At 59.7% G+C, this 18,094-nt stretch carries 12 protein-coding genes and 1 tRNA gene; 6 read left to right on the top strand and 7 right to left on the bottom strand.

Features of this window, described 5'->3' with window-relative positions:
* Positions 1-77 precede the first annotated feature (77 nt).
* Positions 78-1,097 (top strand): FAD-binding oxidoreductase, encoded by a 1,020-nt coding sequence (locus tag ACB037_RS18820; RefSeq protein WP_371175725.1) that lies wholly within the window; start codon positions 78-80, stop codon positions 1,095-1,097.
* An 85-nt stretch (positions 1,098-1,182) separates the two neighbouring features.
* Positions 1,183-2,208 carry a UDP-glucose 4-epimerase GalE gene (gene galE, locus ACB037_RS18815; protein WP_323944499.1) on the top strand — a complete coding sequence of 342 codons (1,026 nt, stop codon included), beginning with the start codon at positions 1,183-1,185 and terminating at the stop codon, positions 2,206-2,208.
* Between the two features lie 174 nt (positions 2,209-2,382).
* Here galE and ACB037_RS18810 read toward each other — a convergent pair whose 3' ends face one another.
* On the bottom strand, positions 2,383-3,132 hold the full coding sequence (locus ACB037_RS18810) for a DsbA family protein (RefSeq protein ID WP_371175724.1): 750 nt from the start codon (positions 3,130-3,132) through the stop codon (positions 2,383-2,385).
* 198 nt (positions 3,133-3,330) lie between these two features.
* Here ACB037_RS18810 and ACB037_RS18805 point away from each other — a divergent pair.
* A tRNA-Ser gene (locus tag ACB037_RS18805) sits at positions 3,331-3,418 on the top strand.
* 94 nt (positions 3,419-3,512) lie between these two features.
* Here the strand turns inward: ACB037_RS18805 and ACB037_RS18800 are convergent.
* The 6 genes from ACB037_RS18800 to ACB037_RS18775 all read right to left on the bottom strand — a co-directional run bounded on the left by ACB037_RS18800 (position 3,513) and on the right by ACB037_RS18775 (position 10,967).
* Positions 3,513-4,208, bottom strand: coding sequence for a family 16 glycosylhydrolase (locus tag ACB037_RS18800; protein WP_080560416.1), 696 nt, complete (start codon positions 4,206-4,208; stop codon positions 3,513-3,515).
* Between the two features lie 240 nt (positions 4,209-4,448).
* Positions 4,449-4,760: a PTS lactose/cellobiose transporter subunit IIA gene (locus ACB037_RS18795; protein WP_010673336.1), complete on the bottom strand. Its 312-nt coding sequence runs from the start codon at positions 4,758-4,760 to the stop codon at positions 4,449-4,451.
* Between the two features lie 10 nt (positions 4,761-4,770).
* Positions 4,771-6,150 (bottom strand): glycoside hydrolase family 1 protein, encoded by a 1,380-nt coding sequence (locus tag ACB037_RS18790; RefSeq protein WP_010673337.1) that lies wholly within the window; start codon positions 6,148-6,150, stop codon positions 4,771-4,773.
* Between the two features lie 57 nt (positions 6,151-6,207).
* Positions 6,208-7,560 carry a PTS cellobiose transporter subunit IIC gene (locus ACB037_RS18785; RefSeq protein ID WP_010673338.1) on the bottom strand — a complete coding sequence of 451 codons (1,353 nt, stop codon included), beginning with the start codon at positions 7,558-7,560 and terminating at the stop codon, positions 6,208-6,210.
* Between the two features lie 27 nt (positions 7,561-7,587).
* On the bottom strand, positions 7,588-7,893 hold the full coding sequence (locus ACB037_RS18780) for a PTS sugar transporter subunit IIB (RefSeq protein WP_010673339.1): 306 nt from the start codon (positions 7,891-7,893) through the stop codon (positions 7,588-7,590).
* Positions 7,894-8,738: 845 nt separating this feature from the next.
* Positions 8,739-10,967 carry a glycoside hydrolase family 9 protein gene (locus ACB037_RS18775; RefSeq protein ID WP_371175723.1) on the bottom strand — a complete coding sequence of 743 codons (2,229 nt, stop codon included), beginning with the start codon at positions 10,965-10,967 and terminating at the stop codon, positions 8,739-8,741.
* A gap of 841 nt (positions 10,968-11,808) precedes the next feature.
* Here ACB037_RS18775 and ACB037_RS18770 point away from each other — a divergent pair.
* The 3 genes from ACB037_RS18770 (at position 11,809) to ACB037_RS18760 (ending at position 17,896) form a co-directional block, all read left to right on the top strand.
* The gene (locus ACB037_RS18770) at positions 11,809-14,487 is read left to right on the top strand and encodes a glycoside hydrolase family 3 N-terminal domain-containing protein (protein WP_324047275.1); all 2,679 of its coding nucleotides are present in this window, start codon (positions 11,809-11,811) and stop codon (positions 14,485-14,487) included.
* Between the two features lie 93 nt (positions 14,488-14,580).
* The gene (locus tag ACB037_RS18765; RefSeq protein ID WP_371175722.1) at positions 14,581-16,554 is read left to right on the top strand and encodes a methyl-accepting chemotaxis protein; all 1,974 of its coding nucleotides are present in this window, start codon (positions 14,581-14,583) and stop codon (positions 16,552-16,554) included.
* 10 nt (positions 16,555-16,564) lie between these two features.
* Positions 16,565-17,896, top strand: a complete 1,332-nt coding sequence (locus ACB037_RS18760) for an extracellular solute-binding protein (protein WP_323918011.1) — start codon at positions 16,565-16,567, stop codon at positions 17,894-17,896.
* Positions 17,897-18,094 lie beyond the last annotated feature (198 nt).

The following is an 18,094-nucleotide window of genomic DNA, read 5'->3' as shown; positions in this document are numbered from 1 at the left end:
CAGCATGTTGTAAGCCTTTGGCGAGCCTGATGGCTCGCCTTTTTTCAACGCTATTTCCGAGCAAGAGGAGCCTTGCGATGACCTCCACCTCTTTGAGCCTGCGCTGTATAGCCCGCCGGGCAGAGACCCACGACGTGACGAGCTGGCAATTTGAACCCCTGGCTGGCGACCTGCCCTCCGTGCTGGCCGGCCAGTGCGTCACCCTGCACACGATGATTGACGGCCAGCCCCACTGCCGCGCCTACACCCTCTCCTCCAGCCCGCAGGATCCTTTCTGGCAGGTCACCATCAAGGATGTGGGGCTGGTCTCTCACCATCTGCACCAGAGCTTGCAAGTGGGGGACGAGATCCGGGTAGACGGCCCCTTCGGCGATTTCCACCTGACCGCGCTCCCCTGCGAGCGGCCGCTGTTGCTCAGCGCCGGCTCCGGCATCACCCCCATGTGGGCCATGCTGCGGGACGAGCTCGCCAAACGGCCGGATGCAGACATTCGCTTTATTCACAGCGCCAGAACCCCCGGGGATGTGATCTTCGCAAGGGAACTGGCTTCGCTGGCCGAGGCTCATGCCGGTGTGCGCCATGCTTTAGTGCTGGAGAAAGTAGGGGAAGAGGCGCCAACGGCTCATCCCTGGGTTGGCCGGCTCACACCGGGGATGCTCAAGGAATTGGCGCCGGATCTCTTGAGCCGCCATGTCTATCTGTGCGGGCCCGCCCCCTATATGGCGGTGGTGAGCGAGATGCTGGCCGGGCTCGGGCTGCCCGCCGGGCAGTTGCATCAGGAGTCGTTCGGCCTGCCTGCTGCTACATCGGGCTCGGCGCCAGTTGCGGCCGATAGCGACCACTTCTGGCTGACCCTCAAAAAGAGCGGCAAGAAAGTGAAGATACTGCCTGGCCAGACCCTGCTGGCAGCACTGGAGGGGGCGGGGGAGACCATGATGGCCGCTTGCCGCGCCGGGGTGTGCGGCGCTTGTCGTTGCACCACGGAAGGCGAAATCGAGCGCCAGAGCGTGATGACCCTGAGCGCGCAGGACCTCGAGAGCGGGGTGGCGCTGGCCTGTTCCTGCACCGCCAGAGGGGATGTGAGCCTGGAGTACTGACGGGTGTCATTGGTATCCCGAGCTTTTCCTGGGCGGGTCGTGCGGGTAGACTCAACCCCAGTTTCAGCAAAGTACGGGATAAAAAATGACAATTCTGGTGACGGGGGGAGCCGGTTACATCGGTTCCCACACCCTGGTCGAGCTGCTTGGTACCGGGCAGCAGGTCGTAGTACTGGACAACCTCTCCAACGCTTCCCCCGAGTCTCTCAAGCGGGTCGAGCGGATCACCGGCAAGCCGGTCACCTTCGTGGAAGGGGACATTCTGGACAGAGCCTGCCTGCAGCGGCTGTTTGCCGAACACAAAATAGCATCCGTGATCCACTTCGCCGGCCTCAAGGCGGTGGGGGAATCCGGCCAGATCCCGCTTACCTACTATCAGAACAACGTGACCGGCACCCTGGTGCTGTGCGAAGAGATGGCCAGGGCCGGCGTGTTCCGGCTGGTGTTCAGCTCCTCGGCCACCGTCTATGGGGATCCGGCCTCGGTACCCCTGCGGGAAGATTTCCCCACCAGCGCCACCAATCCCTATGGCCGCTCCAAGCTGATGGTCGAAGAGATCCTGCGTGACCTCGCCAAATCCGATCCTCGCTGGGCCATCGTGCTGCTGCGCTACTTCAACCCGGTGGGTGCTCACGAGAGCGGCCTCATCGGTGAAGATCCCAACGGCATTCCCAACAACCTGCTGCCTTACATCAGTCAGGTCGGCGTGGGCAAGCTCAAGGAGCTGGGGGTCTTTGGCAACGACTATCCGACCCCGGACGGCACCGGGGTGCGCGACTATATCCACGTGGTGGATCTCGCCATCGGTCACCTCAAAGCGTTGGCCCGCATCAAGAGTGATACCGGCGTCTTCACCTATAACCTCGGCACCGGTCAGGGCTATTCCGTGCTGGAGATGGTCAAGGCGTTCGAGGCAGCCAGTGGCCGTGCCATTCCCTACCAGATCAAGCCCCGTCGCCCCGGCGATATTGCCGAGTGCTGGGCTGAACCGGCTCTGGCCCGTGACGAGCTGGGCTGGCAGGCTGAGCGGGGTCTGGAGCAGATGATGATCGATACCTGGCGCTGGCAAAGTCAGAACCCGAACGGTTATGGCCCTGCTGCGAAGCCGTGATCAAGGGTCATGGGCTGCTCAGGAACCTCATTTATTCATATAAACTCGGGTCCATGCGCTGCTCTTCGCCTTGCTGACAGCTTCTCGCGACGGCCCATCAGGCCTGATGGTTTGCAGCCTGAATAGCAAAACGCCCCGGCATGCCGGGGCGTTTTTTCATGAACAACGCGCGGGTTACTGGATGCTCTTGCCGGCGCGGACATCCTTGATGATGGCCTTGAGGCTGGCCAGATCCCGCGGTGCGCCGCGCAGGATCTGATCGCCGATGATGAAGGCCGGGGTGCCGGAAATGGCCATGGCTTCGGCCAGCGCCCGGTTGGTACCCAGATTCTGATCGATGCTGCCGTCCTTGATCTTCGCCTCTACCTTGCTCCAGTCCACGCCGGCGGACCTGGCGACGTCTTTCACCTGGGCTTCGTCGGAGAGGGGCCCCTGATGGGCGTACAGCTTGTCGTGGAAGGCCTGGTATTTGTCGGGCTGGCCGAGCTTCACCGCCAGCGCCGCGCGGGCGGCATAGTAGGAGGTTTCGCTCAGGATGGGGAACTGCTTGTAGATGTAGCGGATCTCCTTGTCCTCAGAGAGCAGTTGCTGAATGAGGGGATGAGCGCGCTTGCAGTAGCCGCAGTTGTAGTCGAAGAACTCCACCACCGTCAGGCTGCCCTTGGGATTGCCGCTCTCGGGATCCTGGTTGGCGAAGAGCTGCTTGGCATGGGCTTCTATCAGCGTCTTGTCGTTCTCGGCCTGCTGGCTCTCCTGCTTGGCACGCAGGGCGTTGGACATCTCGACCAGGATCTCCGGATTCTTGACCAGATAGTCGCGCACGATCTGCTCGACATCGCTCTTGGTCAGCTCGCTCGCCTGCACGGGCGCCGCAAGCAGGGTCGCGCCGGTCAGGGCGGCGAACAGGGCATGTTTGATTCTCATAAGTCCATCTTGCTGGGGATGTGGTAGTGGCCCCTATAGTGGGTGAGTCTGTTTTCAAGTCAAGCCATCCGCTTGAAAAAGCACGGTTTGCAGCGGTTTTGCCGGTTTTGTGCGCCAGATAGCCCAATAAATGGGCAAACAAACGGAGTAGGGATTTACAAGGGCTGGGGGCATGGGTAATATGCGTCGCACTGCTGCGGAGGGGTGGCAGAGCGGCTGAATGCACCGGTCTTGAAAACCGGCGATGGGCGACCATCCGTGGGTTCAAATCCCACCTCCTCCGCCATCTACATAGCCCAACTGATTTATTCAGTTGGGCTTTTTTGTGTCTTCGGTTTTGGGTATGCCGCCGTGTGCCCGGATTTAGTTGACCATCGCGATCACTCCCAGGGCGTCACATTGGCGTACTTGTATTTGGCGTAGACGGGCTGGCCGTTGTAGGAACTGGGCGGGAAGCTCGGGTTGGCGCTGATCCAGTTATTCACAAACGTCTGCATCCAGCTGGTGACGGGGCGGCTCTCGCGGCGCACGCTCACCCATTTGTTCTGGGTGCGGCTGAAGACCTGCCAGGTGACTCCCGCCTCGTCGATGTTGAAGGCGTAGCGCTCCATGTTCCAGATGGAGATACCGTACTTGCCCAGGTCGATGTCCTGGGGATACTGACGCCCCTGGATCCAGACGTTGGTATGGAGCAGGTTGGTGCCCCCCATCAGCTCGATGTCGACTTCATAGTGAGAGCTGGTGCCTGCATCTCCGGTATAGGTAAAGAAGGAGCTGATGGTGCCGGGCACCGATCCTGCCTGCATCTGCACCTCATAACGACCCTTGCGGGTGTAGTTGTAGGTTCGCAGCTCAGCACAGCTCTTGTTCCCTTTGTCGGATTTCGCATGGAGGATGGCCGTGCCGGACTCCATCCAGACGTTGGCGGCGCGCCAGGTGCAGTCGAATTCTGACCCGCCATTGCGCCAACCATCAGAGACCTGCCAATCCTGATTGCTCCACCACCATGCCGATGCCTGAGTGGAATATAATCCTCCCGCCATCAGCAATACTGACATCAGTCCAAGTTTACGCATATTATCCACATTCCTGTGTGTTTATTAATGAGTGTTTTATTGATGACTACAAGCAGCATCAGAATAGCCATAAACAGATATTGAAACTTATACTGGTATCGCGTCATGACAGTTTCATACTTTTGAAATTGCCTGAAAAAGGTATGAAAGACATGACGGCTGGCTGGTATAACCAGAATAAAAAAAGCCACCGTATATAACGGTGGCAAAAGCACGGACTCCCGATCCGATGAGTTAAAATCAGCTGGCTTGGCGGCGATAGATCTCGACCAGTTCGGTGGCCAGTTCGCGGCACAGAATGGAGGTCATCAGGTGATCCTGGGCATGTACCATGACCAGTGTCATCTTGGTCTTGCCTTCGCCCTCATCGGCTTCAATCAGTTTGGTTTGTACGGCATGGGCAGCCTTCCCCGCGTCGGTGGCCTGGAGCAGCAAGGCATCCGCTTCGCTGAACTGGCCAGCACGAGCCTGACGCAGGGCTTCGAAACAGAGACTGCGAGATTGGCCGGCATTGACGATGATGCCCATGACTGCTTCTTCAAGATCCATCATTTATGACTCCTTAAAATCCATTATTACGAGAGACGTTGGCGAACCATTCACCACTTTTCTTGACGGTGCGCTGCTGGCTTTCCAAATCAAGGCTGATGAATCCATAACGGTTCTTGTAGGCATTCATCCAGGACCAGTTGTCAATAAAGGTCCACAGGTGATAACCACGGCAATTACTTCCTTCGGCAATGGCGGTATGAATCCACTGGAGGTGGCCGCGAATGAAGTCGATACGATAATCGTCTTTTACCTGACCATCTTCACCAATGAATCTGTGCTCCCCTTCGACACCCATACCATTTTCGGAGATATAGCTTGGGATATTTCCATAGTTATCTCGCAGGTTGATCAATATGTCATAAATACCGCGCTCATATATTTCCCAGCCGCGATAAGGGTTCATTTTGCGGCCTGGCATCTCGTAATTCTCGAAGAACCAGTCAGGCAGGAAAGGGGAGTCCGGGTTGATGGCCGTCATGCGTGCCTTCACTCGCCGCGGCTGGTAGTAGTTGATGCCGAGCAGATCGATCTTGCCGGCGGCCAGCAGTTCGCAGTCGCCGCTTTGCACAACTGGCATCTGATCGTGCTCGCGCAGGATATCGATCAGCTCCTGGGGATAAACCCCCTTCACCGCAGGATCGAGGAAGGCACGGTTGAAGAACAGGTCGGCAATGAACGAGGCCTTCAAGTCTGCCGGGTTTGAAGAGCGCGGATAGGAGGGGGTCAGGTTCAGGACGATGCCGATCTGGCCGGGCAGGGAGAGTGTGCGATAACGCTTCACCGCCAGACTGTGGGCCAGCATCATGTGATAGGCCACCTGGGCTGCCCGTTTGAAGTCCATCTGGTTCGGGTAATGGAAGTCATACAGATACCCTCCTTCCACTACCACAACGGGTTCATTGAAGGTCATCCAGCAGGCGACGCGATCACCGAACAGTTTGAAGCAGAGCGCTGCGTACTCGGCATAGGCCGCCACGGTTTCGCGGCTCTCCCAGCCACCCTGCTCCTGCCAGTACATCGGCATGTCGAAGTGGAACAGGCCGATGAAGGGTTTGATCCCCTTGGCTAGCAGCTCATCGATAACCTTGTTGTAGAAGTCGACGGCCTCCTGGTTGACGGTGTGGCCATCCGGCAGCAACCGGGCCCAGGAGATGGATGTGCGGAAGCTGTTGTGGCCAATCTGTTCCATCAATGCGATGTCTTCACGATAACGATCGTAGAAGGTGGAGGTGTTGGCCGGGCCAACCTGACCGTGGAAACGGTGTGGCTCCGTCTCGAACCAGTGATCCCAGATGGTCGGTGCCTTGCCGCCCACATTGGCAGCTCCTTCCGATTGTGCGGCCGACGAGGCGCTACCCCACCAGAAGCCTTCGGGGAATGTATATTGCATTGCAGTTTCCTCTTGATGACCGGCGTGCAGGCGGCGTGGCGCCCGCACGCCTGGCGCTTACGCCTGACTCTGAATCGGTGTGATTGTGTCTGCTTTTTCTGATCTGGCGGCTTCTTCCGCTTCAGCCGTCTCGGCTTCCTGCTTGAGCAGGGTGCGTTCGTAAGCCCGCACGAAGGGGTAATACATCAGGGCGGAGATCCCCATGCAGATGAAGCACATGATGACCGGACTGAAGGCCCAGTTGGTCGCCCAGGAGGCGCCGATGGGGGCCGGCGTGGTCCATGCGGTCAGCATCACGACCTTCTCAACCAGACCCAGATCCACCGCGAACCAGGCCAGGATGGCGTTGATCACCGGCACCAGGATGAAGGGCAGGAAGAAGACCGGGTTCATGATGATGGGAGCACCAAACAGGATCGGCTCGTTGATGTTGAAGAACCCGGGGACCACGCCCATTCGTCCTATGGTGCGCAGGTGTACGGCGCGGCTGCGCATCAGCAGGAATGCCAGTGGCAAGGTGGAGCCCACGCCGCCGATAAACAGGAAGTGATCCCAGAAACCGGGCAGGAAGGTGTGGGGAATAGCTTGGCCGGCGGCCAATGCGGCCTGGTTGCTGGCCAGGTTTGCCATCCAGAAGGGGTTCATGATGCCGGTGACGATCATGGTGCCGTGGATGCCGGCAAACCAGAGGATCTGGCACAACAGCACCGCCAGCAAGACGGCAGGCAGGCTGTCGGAAGCCGCCACCAGCGGTTTGAGCATGGACATGATCGCCTCGGGCAGGATCATGCCAGTGGTTTCCTGCAGCAGCATGTTGAAGGGGTGCAGGGTCAGGATAATCGCCAGGACCGGGATCAGCACCTCGAAGGAGCGCGCCACCCCCATCGGCACCTGCTCGGGCAGACGGATGGTGATGTTGTTGCGCTTGAGCCAGGCATAGACCTCAGTCGAATAGATGGCGCAAATAAGAGCGGTAAAGATGCCCTGACCGGAGAAATACTGGGTGGAGATGGTGCCGTCTTTGTATTGCGCTGCCACCAGCATGAACGACATCAGCGACAGCAGGCCCGTGGTGATGGGGTCCAGGGAGTACTGCTTGGCCAGGCTGGATGCGACGCCCACCGAGATGAAGACTGTCATCAGCCCCATGCTCATGTTGAAGGGCAACATGAGTTCGGCACGATAGGTGTTGGAAAAATCGAGCCAGGCTCTGGCAAAGCCCCAGGTGGTTTCGCTGGAGATGGGTGGGAAGATGAAGACCAGCATGAAGCTGCCGACGATCATGAACGGCAGCGCGGCAATAAAACCGTCACGGATGGCCAGAACATAGCGTTGCTGGCCCAGTTTTCCTGCCAATGGGCCGATCCGTTGTTCGATCAACTTGACCAGCATCCCATAGAGTGAACTCATAGTGTGTGTCCTTCCTTGTGAGCACGCTTAACCAATCAGGGACAGGGCGTAGTCCAGCACCTTGTCGCCGCGCTGCATGCCGTAATCCATCATGTCGATAGGTTGTACCTTGATGCCGTGAGCCGCCGCCTTGGCTTGCAACTCCGGTTGCATGTACTTGATCTGCGGTCCCAGCAAGACCACCTGGTAATGGGGCATCTGGTCATCGAACTCCGATGCGCCAAAAGCCTTGATCTCGGCAGCCAGGCCCCGTTTTTCGGCTTCTACCAGCATTTTTTTCACCAGCAGGCTGGTGGACATCCCGGCAGAGCAGCACAACATGATTTTTTTCATGATCATTCCTCAGTTATTAAGCTGGGCTCACTATAGATCGATGCAACAAGGTGGGAAATCGATTTCACGAATGGGGTTTTGTAATTGTGATCGCGATCACTTGATGGATATCTGATATAAGGCATATAAAATAAAATATCGTTATTTATTAGTTAGTTATAATTGTTTTTATGATGTGGTTTAAGCCATGTTTATTCGATTTGGTATTTTGAAATATCGATTTCAAGTTTGTCGTGGTTTTCATGCTGCTCCTGGACCCCTGCATGATGCAGGGGGCGCTTTCGGCATGGTGTCGATCCGGCGACCATGCCAGCAACCCCGGGTAACCGAGCCCATCGCCGTGCTCCTTCACCCTCTGGTGGCAGGGCGTCATGGTGGCGGCTAAGGGGCTCTGTACAGTGTCTTGCTCAGATGGCGGGCTCAGCCTGGGGTTTCCTTGTGGTTCTCGCTGAGGGTCACGAAACCCGATTCAGGAGCCGGGTATCTTGCTGTCCCGCCTTCTTCGCGCGCGGGGCACTGTAGAAGAGGCGGGTAGCGGGTGATGCCCGGATGGCGTCAGCAAATCTGATGGCAAATGAGGGATCAAGTGGATGCGCAAATAAGGTGGCCAAGAGACGGACATGTAAAGGCAGGGTTGCGAAGGTGCGGTCAGATGCAATGAAATGATCGATAAGAGAGGGTTCTGCTGCCGTCAGCCTCTGAATGATGACGGAAAAGGGAAAAGGGTAAAAGGAAAAGGAAAACGTAAAGCGGAGGGTGGCGACCGGTGCGGGAGCTGTCCTGGGCAAGGTCGGCAGGGGAGTAAAACAATGCTCCGTCACGGGGACGGAGCATTGGAAGGGTGATCAGCGGGTCAATCCACCTTCATCCAGTACGCTGACCGTCCAGAAGAAGGGGGCATTCCAGTTGACGGTGACCTCGTTCAGCGTCCAGGCACCAATCTCATCTTTCCAGCAGGTCTGGCCGGTACACTTGCCCTTGAGGGTGGAGGCAACGGGATCGCTGAAGTTGATGGAGTTCGGTCCGCCCGAGAGTACACCTGGCGGAACCAGGGGAGACGCGGGGTCGATGGGGTGAGCCCAGAACCTGTGGTGCGGATTCTTCAGCGGACGGCTGCCGTAGCCCGACACATAGGACTGGTCGAGGGGGTTGCGGCCGAGCACATAGTCCATGGCATCGGACATGGCCTGCAGGTATTTGCGCTCTCCCGTGAAGTCATGGGCCAACCCGAGGAAGATGCTGCGGTTCATCAGGTTGGAGTTGGAGCCCCAGGGGTATTCGGTCGCCTGATAGGGGATAAGGTAACCCTCCGTCGCCACGCTCTTCTGGTAGCCGTCAGCTGCGGCGATGATAGCGGCGCGTGCCTTCTCCACTTCCTGTTTGCCCAGTTTGTTAGGCACCATGGCCAGCGTGATGGTCCCTGCGCTGCTGAGATCCTGCCAGTAGAGATCACCACTTGCGCTGCGATCCCCCTTGGGGGCAGCCAGATAGAGAGGGGACTGCTGGACGGCCTGCTTGTACTCGGCTTTGCCGGTGGTGGCAAACAGCTCGGCGGCAGCCCAGTAGAATTCGTCCTTCAGGTTGGTGTCATCATAGGGACCGGATCCCGCAAAATTGTCATAGGCATAGACGTCCGGATGGCGGTTGGCCGCCTTCCAGGCACGTTCCGCTGCCTGCAGGCTGCGCTGTGCGAAGGCCGGATCCAGATCTTTCCATACGCGAGCAGACTGGGCGGCGGTGGCCGCCAGGTTCAGAGTCGCAGCCGTGCTGGGGTGGCTCAGGAAACGGGGTTGTGGATCCTTGTGGGGCGGGAGCGGCATCCCGGTCCAGGCTTCGTCGGCGACCTTGTGGAAGACCATGCCGGAGGCATCGATCTCGGTCAGTTTCAGGCTGTCGAGCTGCTTGGACTGATCGCCTACCGGCACCCAGGCCTTCTTGCCTTCGGGCACCTGCATGGCGAGGAAGAACTCCATCATCCAGCGGGACTCGTCCAGCAGATCGTTGTAGCCGTTGTGCTGTTCCGGGATCTTGACCTTGCCGTCGGCAAAGGCGCTCTTGTCACCCTCTTTCGCCAGCTGCTCCCGTTCATAAAGGTTCATCAAGGTCCATACCGAGATCCCCCCGTTGACCACGTACTTGCCCTGATCGCCGGCATCGTACCAGCCGCCGGTCACATCCAGCGTGAAGTCACAGCCAGGCCACTGGTTGCCCTTGGCGTCCAGCTTGTTGAAGCAGGTTACGTTCTCGGGTTTGTGTCCTGCCGGGCGAGCAAGGTCGGGGCGCTGTACATATTTGGCTTCGATGTCGATGCCGCTACGCTGCTGATAGAAGAAGGAGAGGGCATCGAATTTCATGGTGTGATAGATGTCATCGCCGATGCTGAACGGATGACTCTTCTGGCCGGCGACCTCCAGTACCAGGCCGGTGCCCGGGGTGGTGACCTGACTGAAGTCGGCAATCTGTACGTTCTCGCCGGATGCGGCATTCAGGCCAAAGGGCGTGGTCTTGCCTTCCGCGATGGTCTCACCCTGGGCATTGCGCAGGGTCCAGGGGAGCGCGTCCTTGCTGTCGGTGGCGATGGTCGCCCGTTTCAGAGCCTTGCTCAGATAGCCGACCTGGTTGACGCGCACGCTGCCCAGCTCCGATTTCTTGATCAAGGAGGGGCCCGATAGCGTGGCTTCACCGATACAGACAGTGGTCGGTGTCTGGGTGCCCATCTGAAGTTGGAACTGGGTCTTCTCGTCAGTGGCAGAAGGTGTGAACTGGATATCGAACGGTTTGGGCGTGCTGCCGAGGGCGAGGTCCTGCACCATGTAGTTGGTGTAGGGGGCGCCATCATGCTGGATCAGGGCCTTGACGTTGATGTCGCTCTTGGCCATGGCAGTGAAATGGAGTTTGTAGGTTTGCCCCTGCACCAGGCCGAGATTGGACTGACCCAGGATGACATCCCAGGGATTGGAGCCCGACTCGGTGAAGGTGATACAGCCCATCTGGTTCTCGGCGTTCAGGGTCCCCCCGGCCGTCCACCATCCATCGGTTCCCTGGAAGCCCCCATTGGTCAGCAATTCACCCACAGGTCCGGCAGATGCCGAGGAGGTAGCTGAACCAGATGCTCCTGCACTGGGCAGGGAGCAGCCATGCAAGCCAATGACGCAAGACATGGCAAGCGTCAGGGCACTAAGCCGAGATGTTTTCATTGTTACCCCTTTGATCACAGACGGAAATAATGGCGTCGATTTTCGCACTCACGCAGAAAATGACCGAGTCATCCTGCGGCCCGCATTTCACTGTCAAGATTCACACACAACCCTTGAGTGGAAATCGATTTCACGATTCAGGTAACAGTAAATTTTTTGGCAGATCAAGTTTGCTTTTATGAAATGTGATGGAGACGGCAAATTTTCGTTTATTGATATATTCATGCACTTGAATTGAATTCCATTGAATCCTTTCAACATTCCTCTGACTCCCCAGCCGTTTGGCTATATCGGTGTCGTTCCAGGCAGCTCATGCGGCAAATCAATATGATCGATTGCATTTAAATTATTGTTTTAATTTTATTTTGTTGATCTTCCTGACATGGATCTACCTGTTCTCTCTGTTCCTTCATGGGTATTCTGCTGATGATGCACGCCTCCGAGTTTGTGAGTTGCATCACTATTTTCTCTTTCTGCGGGATCTTTGTCATGGCATGACAAAGATACTGCTGGAATGACGAAGAGATTTCTGTTTACCATTTAATATCCTTGCAATCGATTTCAAATTTGACTGTTTTTCAAGACGACTCGCCATGAACGATGAGTCCAGGCGATGAACGAGAACATCCGGAGAGTCATAAGGAAAATGCGTAAAACTACAGGTCTCACCAGGTCTATGACCTGCCTATTCGTGGGGTGCGGCATCTGGAGTGCCGGGATGGCGGATGAGTTGTCGACCATGCCCTATTTTTCCACCTGGCCGCAGATCCACAGCGCCATTGCCAGGGACGAGGGGATGGAGCGCCAGATCCAGGCTCTGCTCTCCCGGATGACCCTGGAGGAGAAGGTTGGCCAGATGATCCAGCCCGACTTTCGTGAAGTGACACCTGAGGAGGTGACGCGCTACAAGATTGGCTCCGTCCTCAACGGGGGAGGGGGCTGGCCCGGCAACAACAAACACGCGTCGGCCCAGGACTGGGCACACCAGGCCGACACCTATTGGCAGGCGGCGGAAGCGGGCTTTGAGGGCAGGGGGTATCGCATCCCCTTCATGTGGGCGACCGATGCGGTGCACGGCCACAACAACGTCTTCGCGGCGACCCTGTTCCCGCACAATATCGGCCTGGGGGCGGCGCGGGATCCGGATCTCATCTACCGTATCGGCCAGGTGACGGCGCGGGAAGTGGCCGCCACCGGGCTGGATTGGACCTTCGCCCCGACGGTGGCGGTGCCCAGGGATGATCGCTGGGGCCGGACCTATGAGGGCTATTCCGAAGATCCCGCCATCGTCTATCACTATGCCGGCGAGATGGTGCGTGGCCTGCAAGGTTCCGCGACGGATCTGCGCGGCCAGCGCCATGTCATCTCGAACGTGAAACATTTCGTGGGGGACGGCGGTACCCTGAACGGGGTCGACCGGGGTCAGAACTTCTATTCGGAAGAGGACCTGCGCAACCTGCACGCGGTGGGCTACTTCTCGGGGCTGGATGCCGGTGCCCAGGTGGTCATGGCTTCGTTCAACAGCTGGCACAACGAGCTCAACCGCGACGTGCTGCCAGAAGACGGGGTTGAGTACAACGGCAAGCTGCACGGCAGCCGCTATCTGCTGACCGACGTGCTCAAGGGCAAGATGGGCTTTGATGGCCTTGTCGTCTCTGATTGGAACGGCCACAGCGAGATCGCCGGTTGCACCATGGGGAGCTGCCTGCCTGCGGTGCTGGCCGGGGTCGACATCTTCATGGTCACGGCGCGCAAGGACTGGATGGAGTTTCGCCAGAGCCTGCTCGATGGCGTGGCGAGCCGGCAGATCCCGATAAGCCGGATCGACGATGCCGTGACGCGTATCCTGCGGGTCAAGATGCGGGCCGGGCTGTGGGAGAAACCCATGCCGTCGGCCCGTGAGCTGGCGGGCAAGCAGGGTGAACTGGGTGCCGTGACGCACAAGGCGTTGGCCCGGGAGGCGGTACGCAAGTCGCTGGTGCTGCTCAAGAACGAGGGCAGGATCCTGCCCCTGAGCCGGCAGAGCCGGGTGCTGGTGGCTGGGAGCGCCGCCAACGATCTGGGCAAGCAGGTGGGGGGCTGGAGCCTGACCTGGCAAGGCAGCGAGAACGGGCGCGGTGATTTCCCCGGTGCCCAGAGCGTGCTGGATGCGGTGACCGCCACCGTCGGTGCGGATCATGTGCAGGTAAGCACGGGATCCGGTGAGTTTGCGGGAGCCAAGCCCGATGTCGCCATCCTGGTCATGGGGGAGGATCCCTATGCCGAGTGGTTCGGCGACATTCCTGACAACAAGACCCTTGCCTATGGGGATCTCAAGAGCAGCTATCACGAGGACCTGTTGACCCTCAAGCGGCTGAAGGCGGCCGGCATCCCCGTGGTGACCGTGCTTTTCTCCGGACGTCCGCTCTACGTCAATGAGGAGCTCAATCTCTCTTCCGCCTTTGTCGCCGCCTGGCTGCCGGGCACCGAGGGGGAGGGGATCACCGATCTGCTGTTCAGGGATGCCAAGGGCAAGGTGGCCCATGACTTCCAGGGACGCCTCTCCTTCTCGTGGCCCTTTGGCAAGTGCGCCACCACCATCAATCGCACGCCCACCCATATCCCGGGCTGGCAGCGCCCAGCCTTCGAGCAGGATCCCGCGGGTGAGTACGCACCGCTCTTCCCCTATGGCTACGGGCTCAGCTACGGCAAGCCTTCCCCTGTGGCGGCCCGGGTCAGCAACCTCAATACCCTGGCCCTGGATAAACGCACCTTCGGCTGCAACGAGAGCGACCCCGCCAAACTGAGCGCCGCTGACAAGGTGCTCGAGCTGTTCGGGCCAAAGGCGGGTGAAGAACACCGTCTGCGCATGGGGGATGCCAGCAACTGGACGGGGACTGAAGTCTCCGGCAACAGCGTGACCGAGATGACCTTCATCAAGGTTCAGCCCATCGACTACCTGCGCCAGCAGGATGCGCGAGCGGTCACCTTCCTCGGGGCGGACAAGCCGGGTGTCGACTCCGGGGCCACGATCCAGTTGCAGACCACCCAGGTCAAGGGGGCGGATCGTCGCACCTACCTGAAGGGCGAGAGCGAGCTGCAGGTGACGCTGCGGGTGCAGCAGGCGCCAGCGGGGGACATGACGCTTGGGCTGCAGTGTGGCTGGCCCTGCGGAAAGTCCATCGAGATTGCTCCGGCCTTGCGCCAGTTACCCCCGCAGAAGTGGGTGACCCTGAGTCTGCCCCTGCGCTGCCTCGAAGAGGGCATGGACTTCGCGAAGGTCAATACCCCCTTCATCCTGGGTACCAGTGGACAGGCGCGTATCGACATGGCGACCGTTCGCTGGGTACCGGCTTCTCTGCTGGGGGCCTCAGGGGAAGTGGTCAGGCTCGATTGCCAGGGCAGGTTGAGTCGATAAGCCGTCAGCCAGATGCACCAGGATGCCTGTCGGGCTCCTGGTGCCTTGATAACCGGCTCCGCCCCGATGCGGAGGGAGAGGTGGGAGAGAAGGATGTCGATCGTACAGCGGATCAGATTGGGCTTTACGCTGCTGCTGGTCCTGTTGCTATTGCTCGGGGCCATCAGTTACCTGAAGACGACCTCCATTCACGGTCGTTTCCAGCAGGTGACCGAGGAGGCGACGCCTCAAGCCCTGACCGCCAGCCGGCTGCGCGCTGCGTTGCTGATGGCCGACAGGGACAGCCTGGCGCATCTCGCCATCCGGGAGACGTCGGCGTTCCCCGAGTCCCGTCAGCGTGTTGCCCATGACAAGGTCCGCTATGAGCAGCACATCAAGGCATTCGCGGCCCTGACACTCGATACCGAGAGTGAGCGGCAACTCGCCCGGGTCACCGACCAGGCCCCCCGGCTGTTTACCATCTCTGAGCAGTTGATGAGCCTGCACGAAGAGTCGGTCGAGCTGGAGCGGGTGCTCGCACGGATGCGGAGCGAGCTGCTGCACCTGGACGACAACTACCGTTCGGCGGCTGACCTGCTGGTGCGTTACACGGCGGGGCGTCGCTCTTTGCAGAACAAGGCGGAGCTCATCACCAGCGGTATTGCACGGGATCTCAAGCTGATCCTGCGTGCCGACGGCAACACGGATCTGGTGGCGCTACAGGGGGTGCTGGCCAAAGACATCGACATTGCGAACCAGCGTCTGGAGCGGATTGTTGTCCCCGATGACGTCAAGGCCAGATTCACCCGCCATGTGGCGCGCATTCCCCAGCTGGTATTTGGCGACAAGGGGCTGATTGCCACCCTGGTGCGCCGTCAGCAAATCAGCCAGCAACTCCATGGCTTGCGTGTACAGCAGGAGGTGCAGAGCCAGCAACTGGGGGAGGTCCTGGACAGACTTATCGCCATCAGCAACCAGAGCATGCAGGAGGACAGGCTGAGTGCCGACGTCGCGGTTGACAGCGCCCGCACCTGGATCGTGATGGTGGCCCTGTGTTCCGTGCTCATCGCCCTCATTGTTGCCTGGAGTACGGCCCGCAGCATCCAGGTGCCGCTGGTGCGGATCAATCGGGTTCTCGGTCTGATGGCACAAGGTGACATGACGCTGCGGGTTCGCTACCCCGCCAGGAACGAGCTTGGTGAGGTTGCGAACTCCATCGACCAGCTGGCCCACCACACCAAGACGCTTCTGATGGAGGTCCAGACCGGCTCTGAGTACCTGGTGAGCGAGACGCGCAAGACCGCAGAGATCGGCGAGCAGGTGATGTCGCAGGTGCAGGCGCAGAAGGCCCAGACCGATCAGGTAGCGGCCGCCATCTTCGAGCTGGAGACCAGTGCGACCGAAGTGGCGCGCTCGAGCGATCATGTTCGTCGGGAGGTGGGGGAGGCCAATGACGAGAGCCGGCGCGGACGTCATCTGATGCAGGCCAATCGGGATGGCATCGAGCAACTGGCGACCGACATCGCCGGGGCCATGGCGATCACCCGCAAGCTCGAAGGCTACAGCAGCAACATTGGCAACATTCTCGAGGTGATCCGTGGCATGGCTGAACAGACCAACCTGCTGGCCCTCAATGCGGCCATCGAAGCGGCCCGAGCCGGGGAGGCCGGGCGGGGCTTTGCGGTGGTGGCCGAGGAGGTGCGGGCGCTGGCTACCCGTTCACAAGGGGCGACCCAGGAGATCCAGGTGATGATCGACAACCTGCAGGGATGCGCCCGCGATGTGGCGAGCGTGATGGCCCAGAGCCATGAGCAGACCCAGCAGAGCGTGCAGCAGACCCGGGATGTCGAGAGTGCCCTGGCGGGGATCGCCTCGCGCATGGAGGCCATCAAGGAGATTGCGGATCACATGGCTTATGCCGCAGCGGAGCAGATTTCGGTGAGTCAGGGAGTGGCCCAGCACGTGGCGGCCATCGCAGACGTGGCTCACGAGACCGAGCAGGCGTCCCGGGTATCGGCGAGCAGTGGTGAGGTGTTGTCGGGGCTGGCCAGCCAGCAGCAGAGTCTGGTGGCCCGTTTCAAGGTGTAGGAGAGAGGCGATGTGGAAATCTGTGAGTGCCCTGCTGGTCTGGGGGCTGAGTACGGCGGCGGTATCCCAGGAGCTGGTGCTGGAAACCTGGCGCGTGGATGACGAGGCGCTCTGGAAGGAGCAGTTTCTGCCCCGTTTTCAGGCGATCCATCCCGAGATCACCCTTAAGCTGCATTCGCAGCGCTCGGCGGATTACGATCGGGAGCTTGCCGAGCGGCTGGCGGCGGGGAAGGCGGGGGATCTCATCACTTGCCGTCCTTATGATCAGTCCCTGCGGCTGTTCCAGCAGGGGCATCTGCTGGATCTGACGGACCTGCCCGGGATGGAGAACTTCCCGAGCTTTGCCAAGGCCGCCTGGCAGACCGACTCCGGGGCCCAGACCTTCTGCCTGCCCATTGCCTCCGTGATCCAGGGTTTCTACTTCAATGTCGATATCTTCAACGCCCTTGGGCTGACACCGCCGCGAACCCGTGCCGACTTCTTCGCCGTGCTGGAGAAGGTGAAGCAGGATGGCCGCTATCTGCCGCTGGCGCTGGCGGCTCACGACAGCTGGGTGGTCTCCGAGCTTGGTTATCAGAATATCGGTCCCAATTACTGGCATGGGGAAGATGGCCGCCTGGCGCTGATCAACGGTCAGGCGCGAGTGACCGATGCCCCTTATGTGGCGGCGTTTCGTGAGCTGGCAAGCTGGCGGCCCTACATAGGGGCCCATCCGGCCGATGCCACCGAAGCACAGGCGGTGGATGCCTTTGCCGCGGGCAAGGCCGCCATGATAGTGGCGGGCTCCTGGTCGCTGGCCCAGTTCACCGGCAAGGTCAATTTTGGTGCCTTCCCGCCCCCCGTCGCGCGGGAGGGGGACACCTGCTATTTCACCGATCACACCGACATGGGGATCGGCATCAATGCCGCCAGCCCGAACAAGGAGGCCGCCCTGAAGCTGGTGGAGTGGATGGCAAGCGCCGACTTTGCCGAGCGTTTCTCCAATTCGGTGCCCGGCTTTTTCTCCCTCTCCAATCACTTCTTCGAGCTCAAGGATCCGGTGGCGAGCACCATGATGGGCTGGCGGGATACCTGCGATTCCACCTTGCGTCTGGGGGCGCAGTTCCTCACCCGGGGTGAGCCATCGCTTACCACAGAGCTTGCGGAGGTGTCGCAATCCGTGGTGCTCGGCACCATGACGCCGGAAGCGGCCGCCGCGCGCATCCAGCAGGGGTTGGCAAGCTGGTATCCCCCCCAGAAGGCAGCCACGAGAAGAGCCAGTCTGTGTGAAGCGGACGAGCCTCTCCCCACGCTGGCAACCAGCGCGGCCACCGGGACGGAATCCCCCTTCGCAGCGCCTTGACGGTGGCCACGCTCCCGCAGGGATCTGCACACACCCCAAGGCGCCTTCAGGCGCCTTGTTTCATTCAGGTCGACCGGGGTCATCGGGTTGTGATTGCCAGGCTTTGGCTGGTGTCATCGGGCCAGGCCGAATTGAGGGCCGGCAGAAGAGGGACGCCTGCTTGTGTGTGGTCTCTGTGCTATGTCAGAGAGTCAAGGT

Source organism: Aeromonas sp. S19(2024) (genome assembly GCF_041402625.1).
Lineage (GTDB): Bacteria > Pseudomonadota > Gammaproteobacteria > Enterobacterales > Aeromonadaceae > Aeromonas > Aeromonas caviae.
The sequence above is the reverse complement of the archived record's forward strand: the minus strand, read 5'-3'. Positions and strand labels throughout refer to the sequence as shown.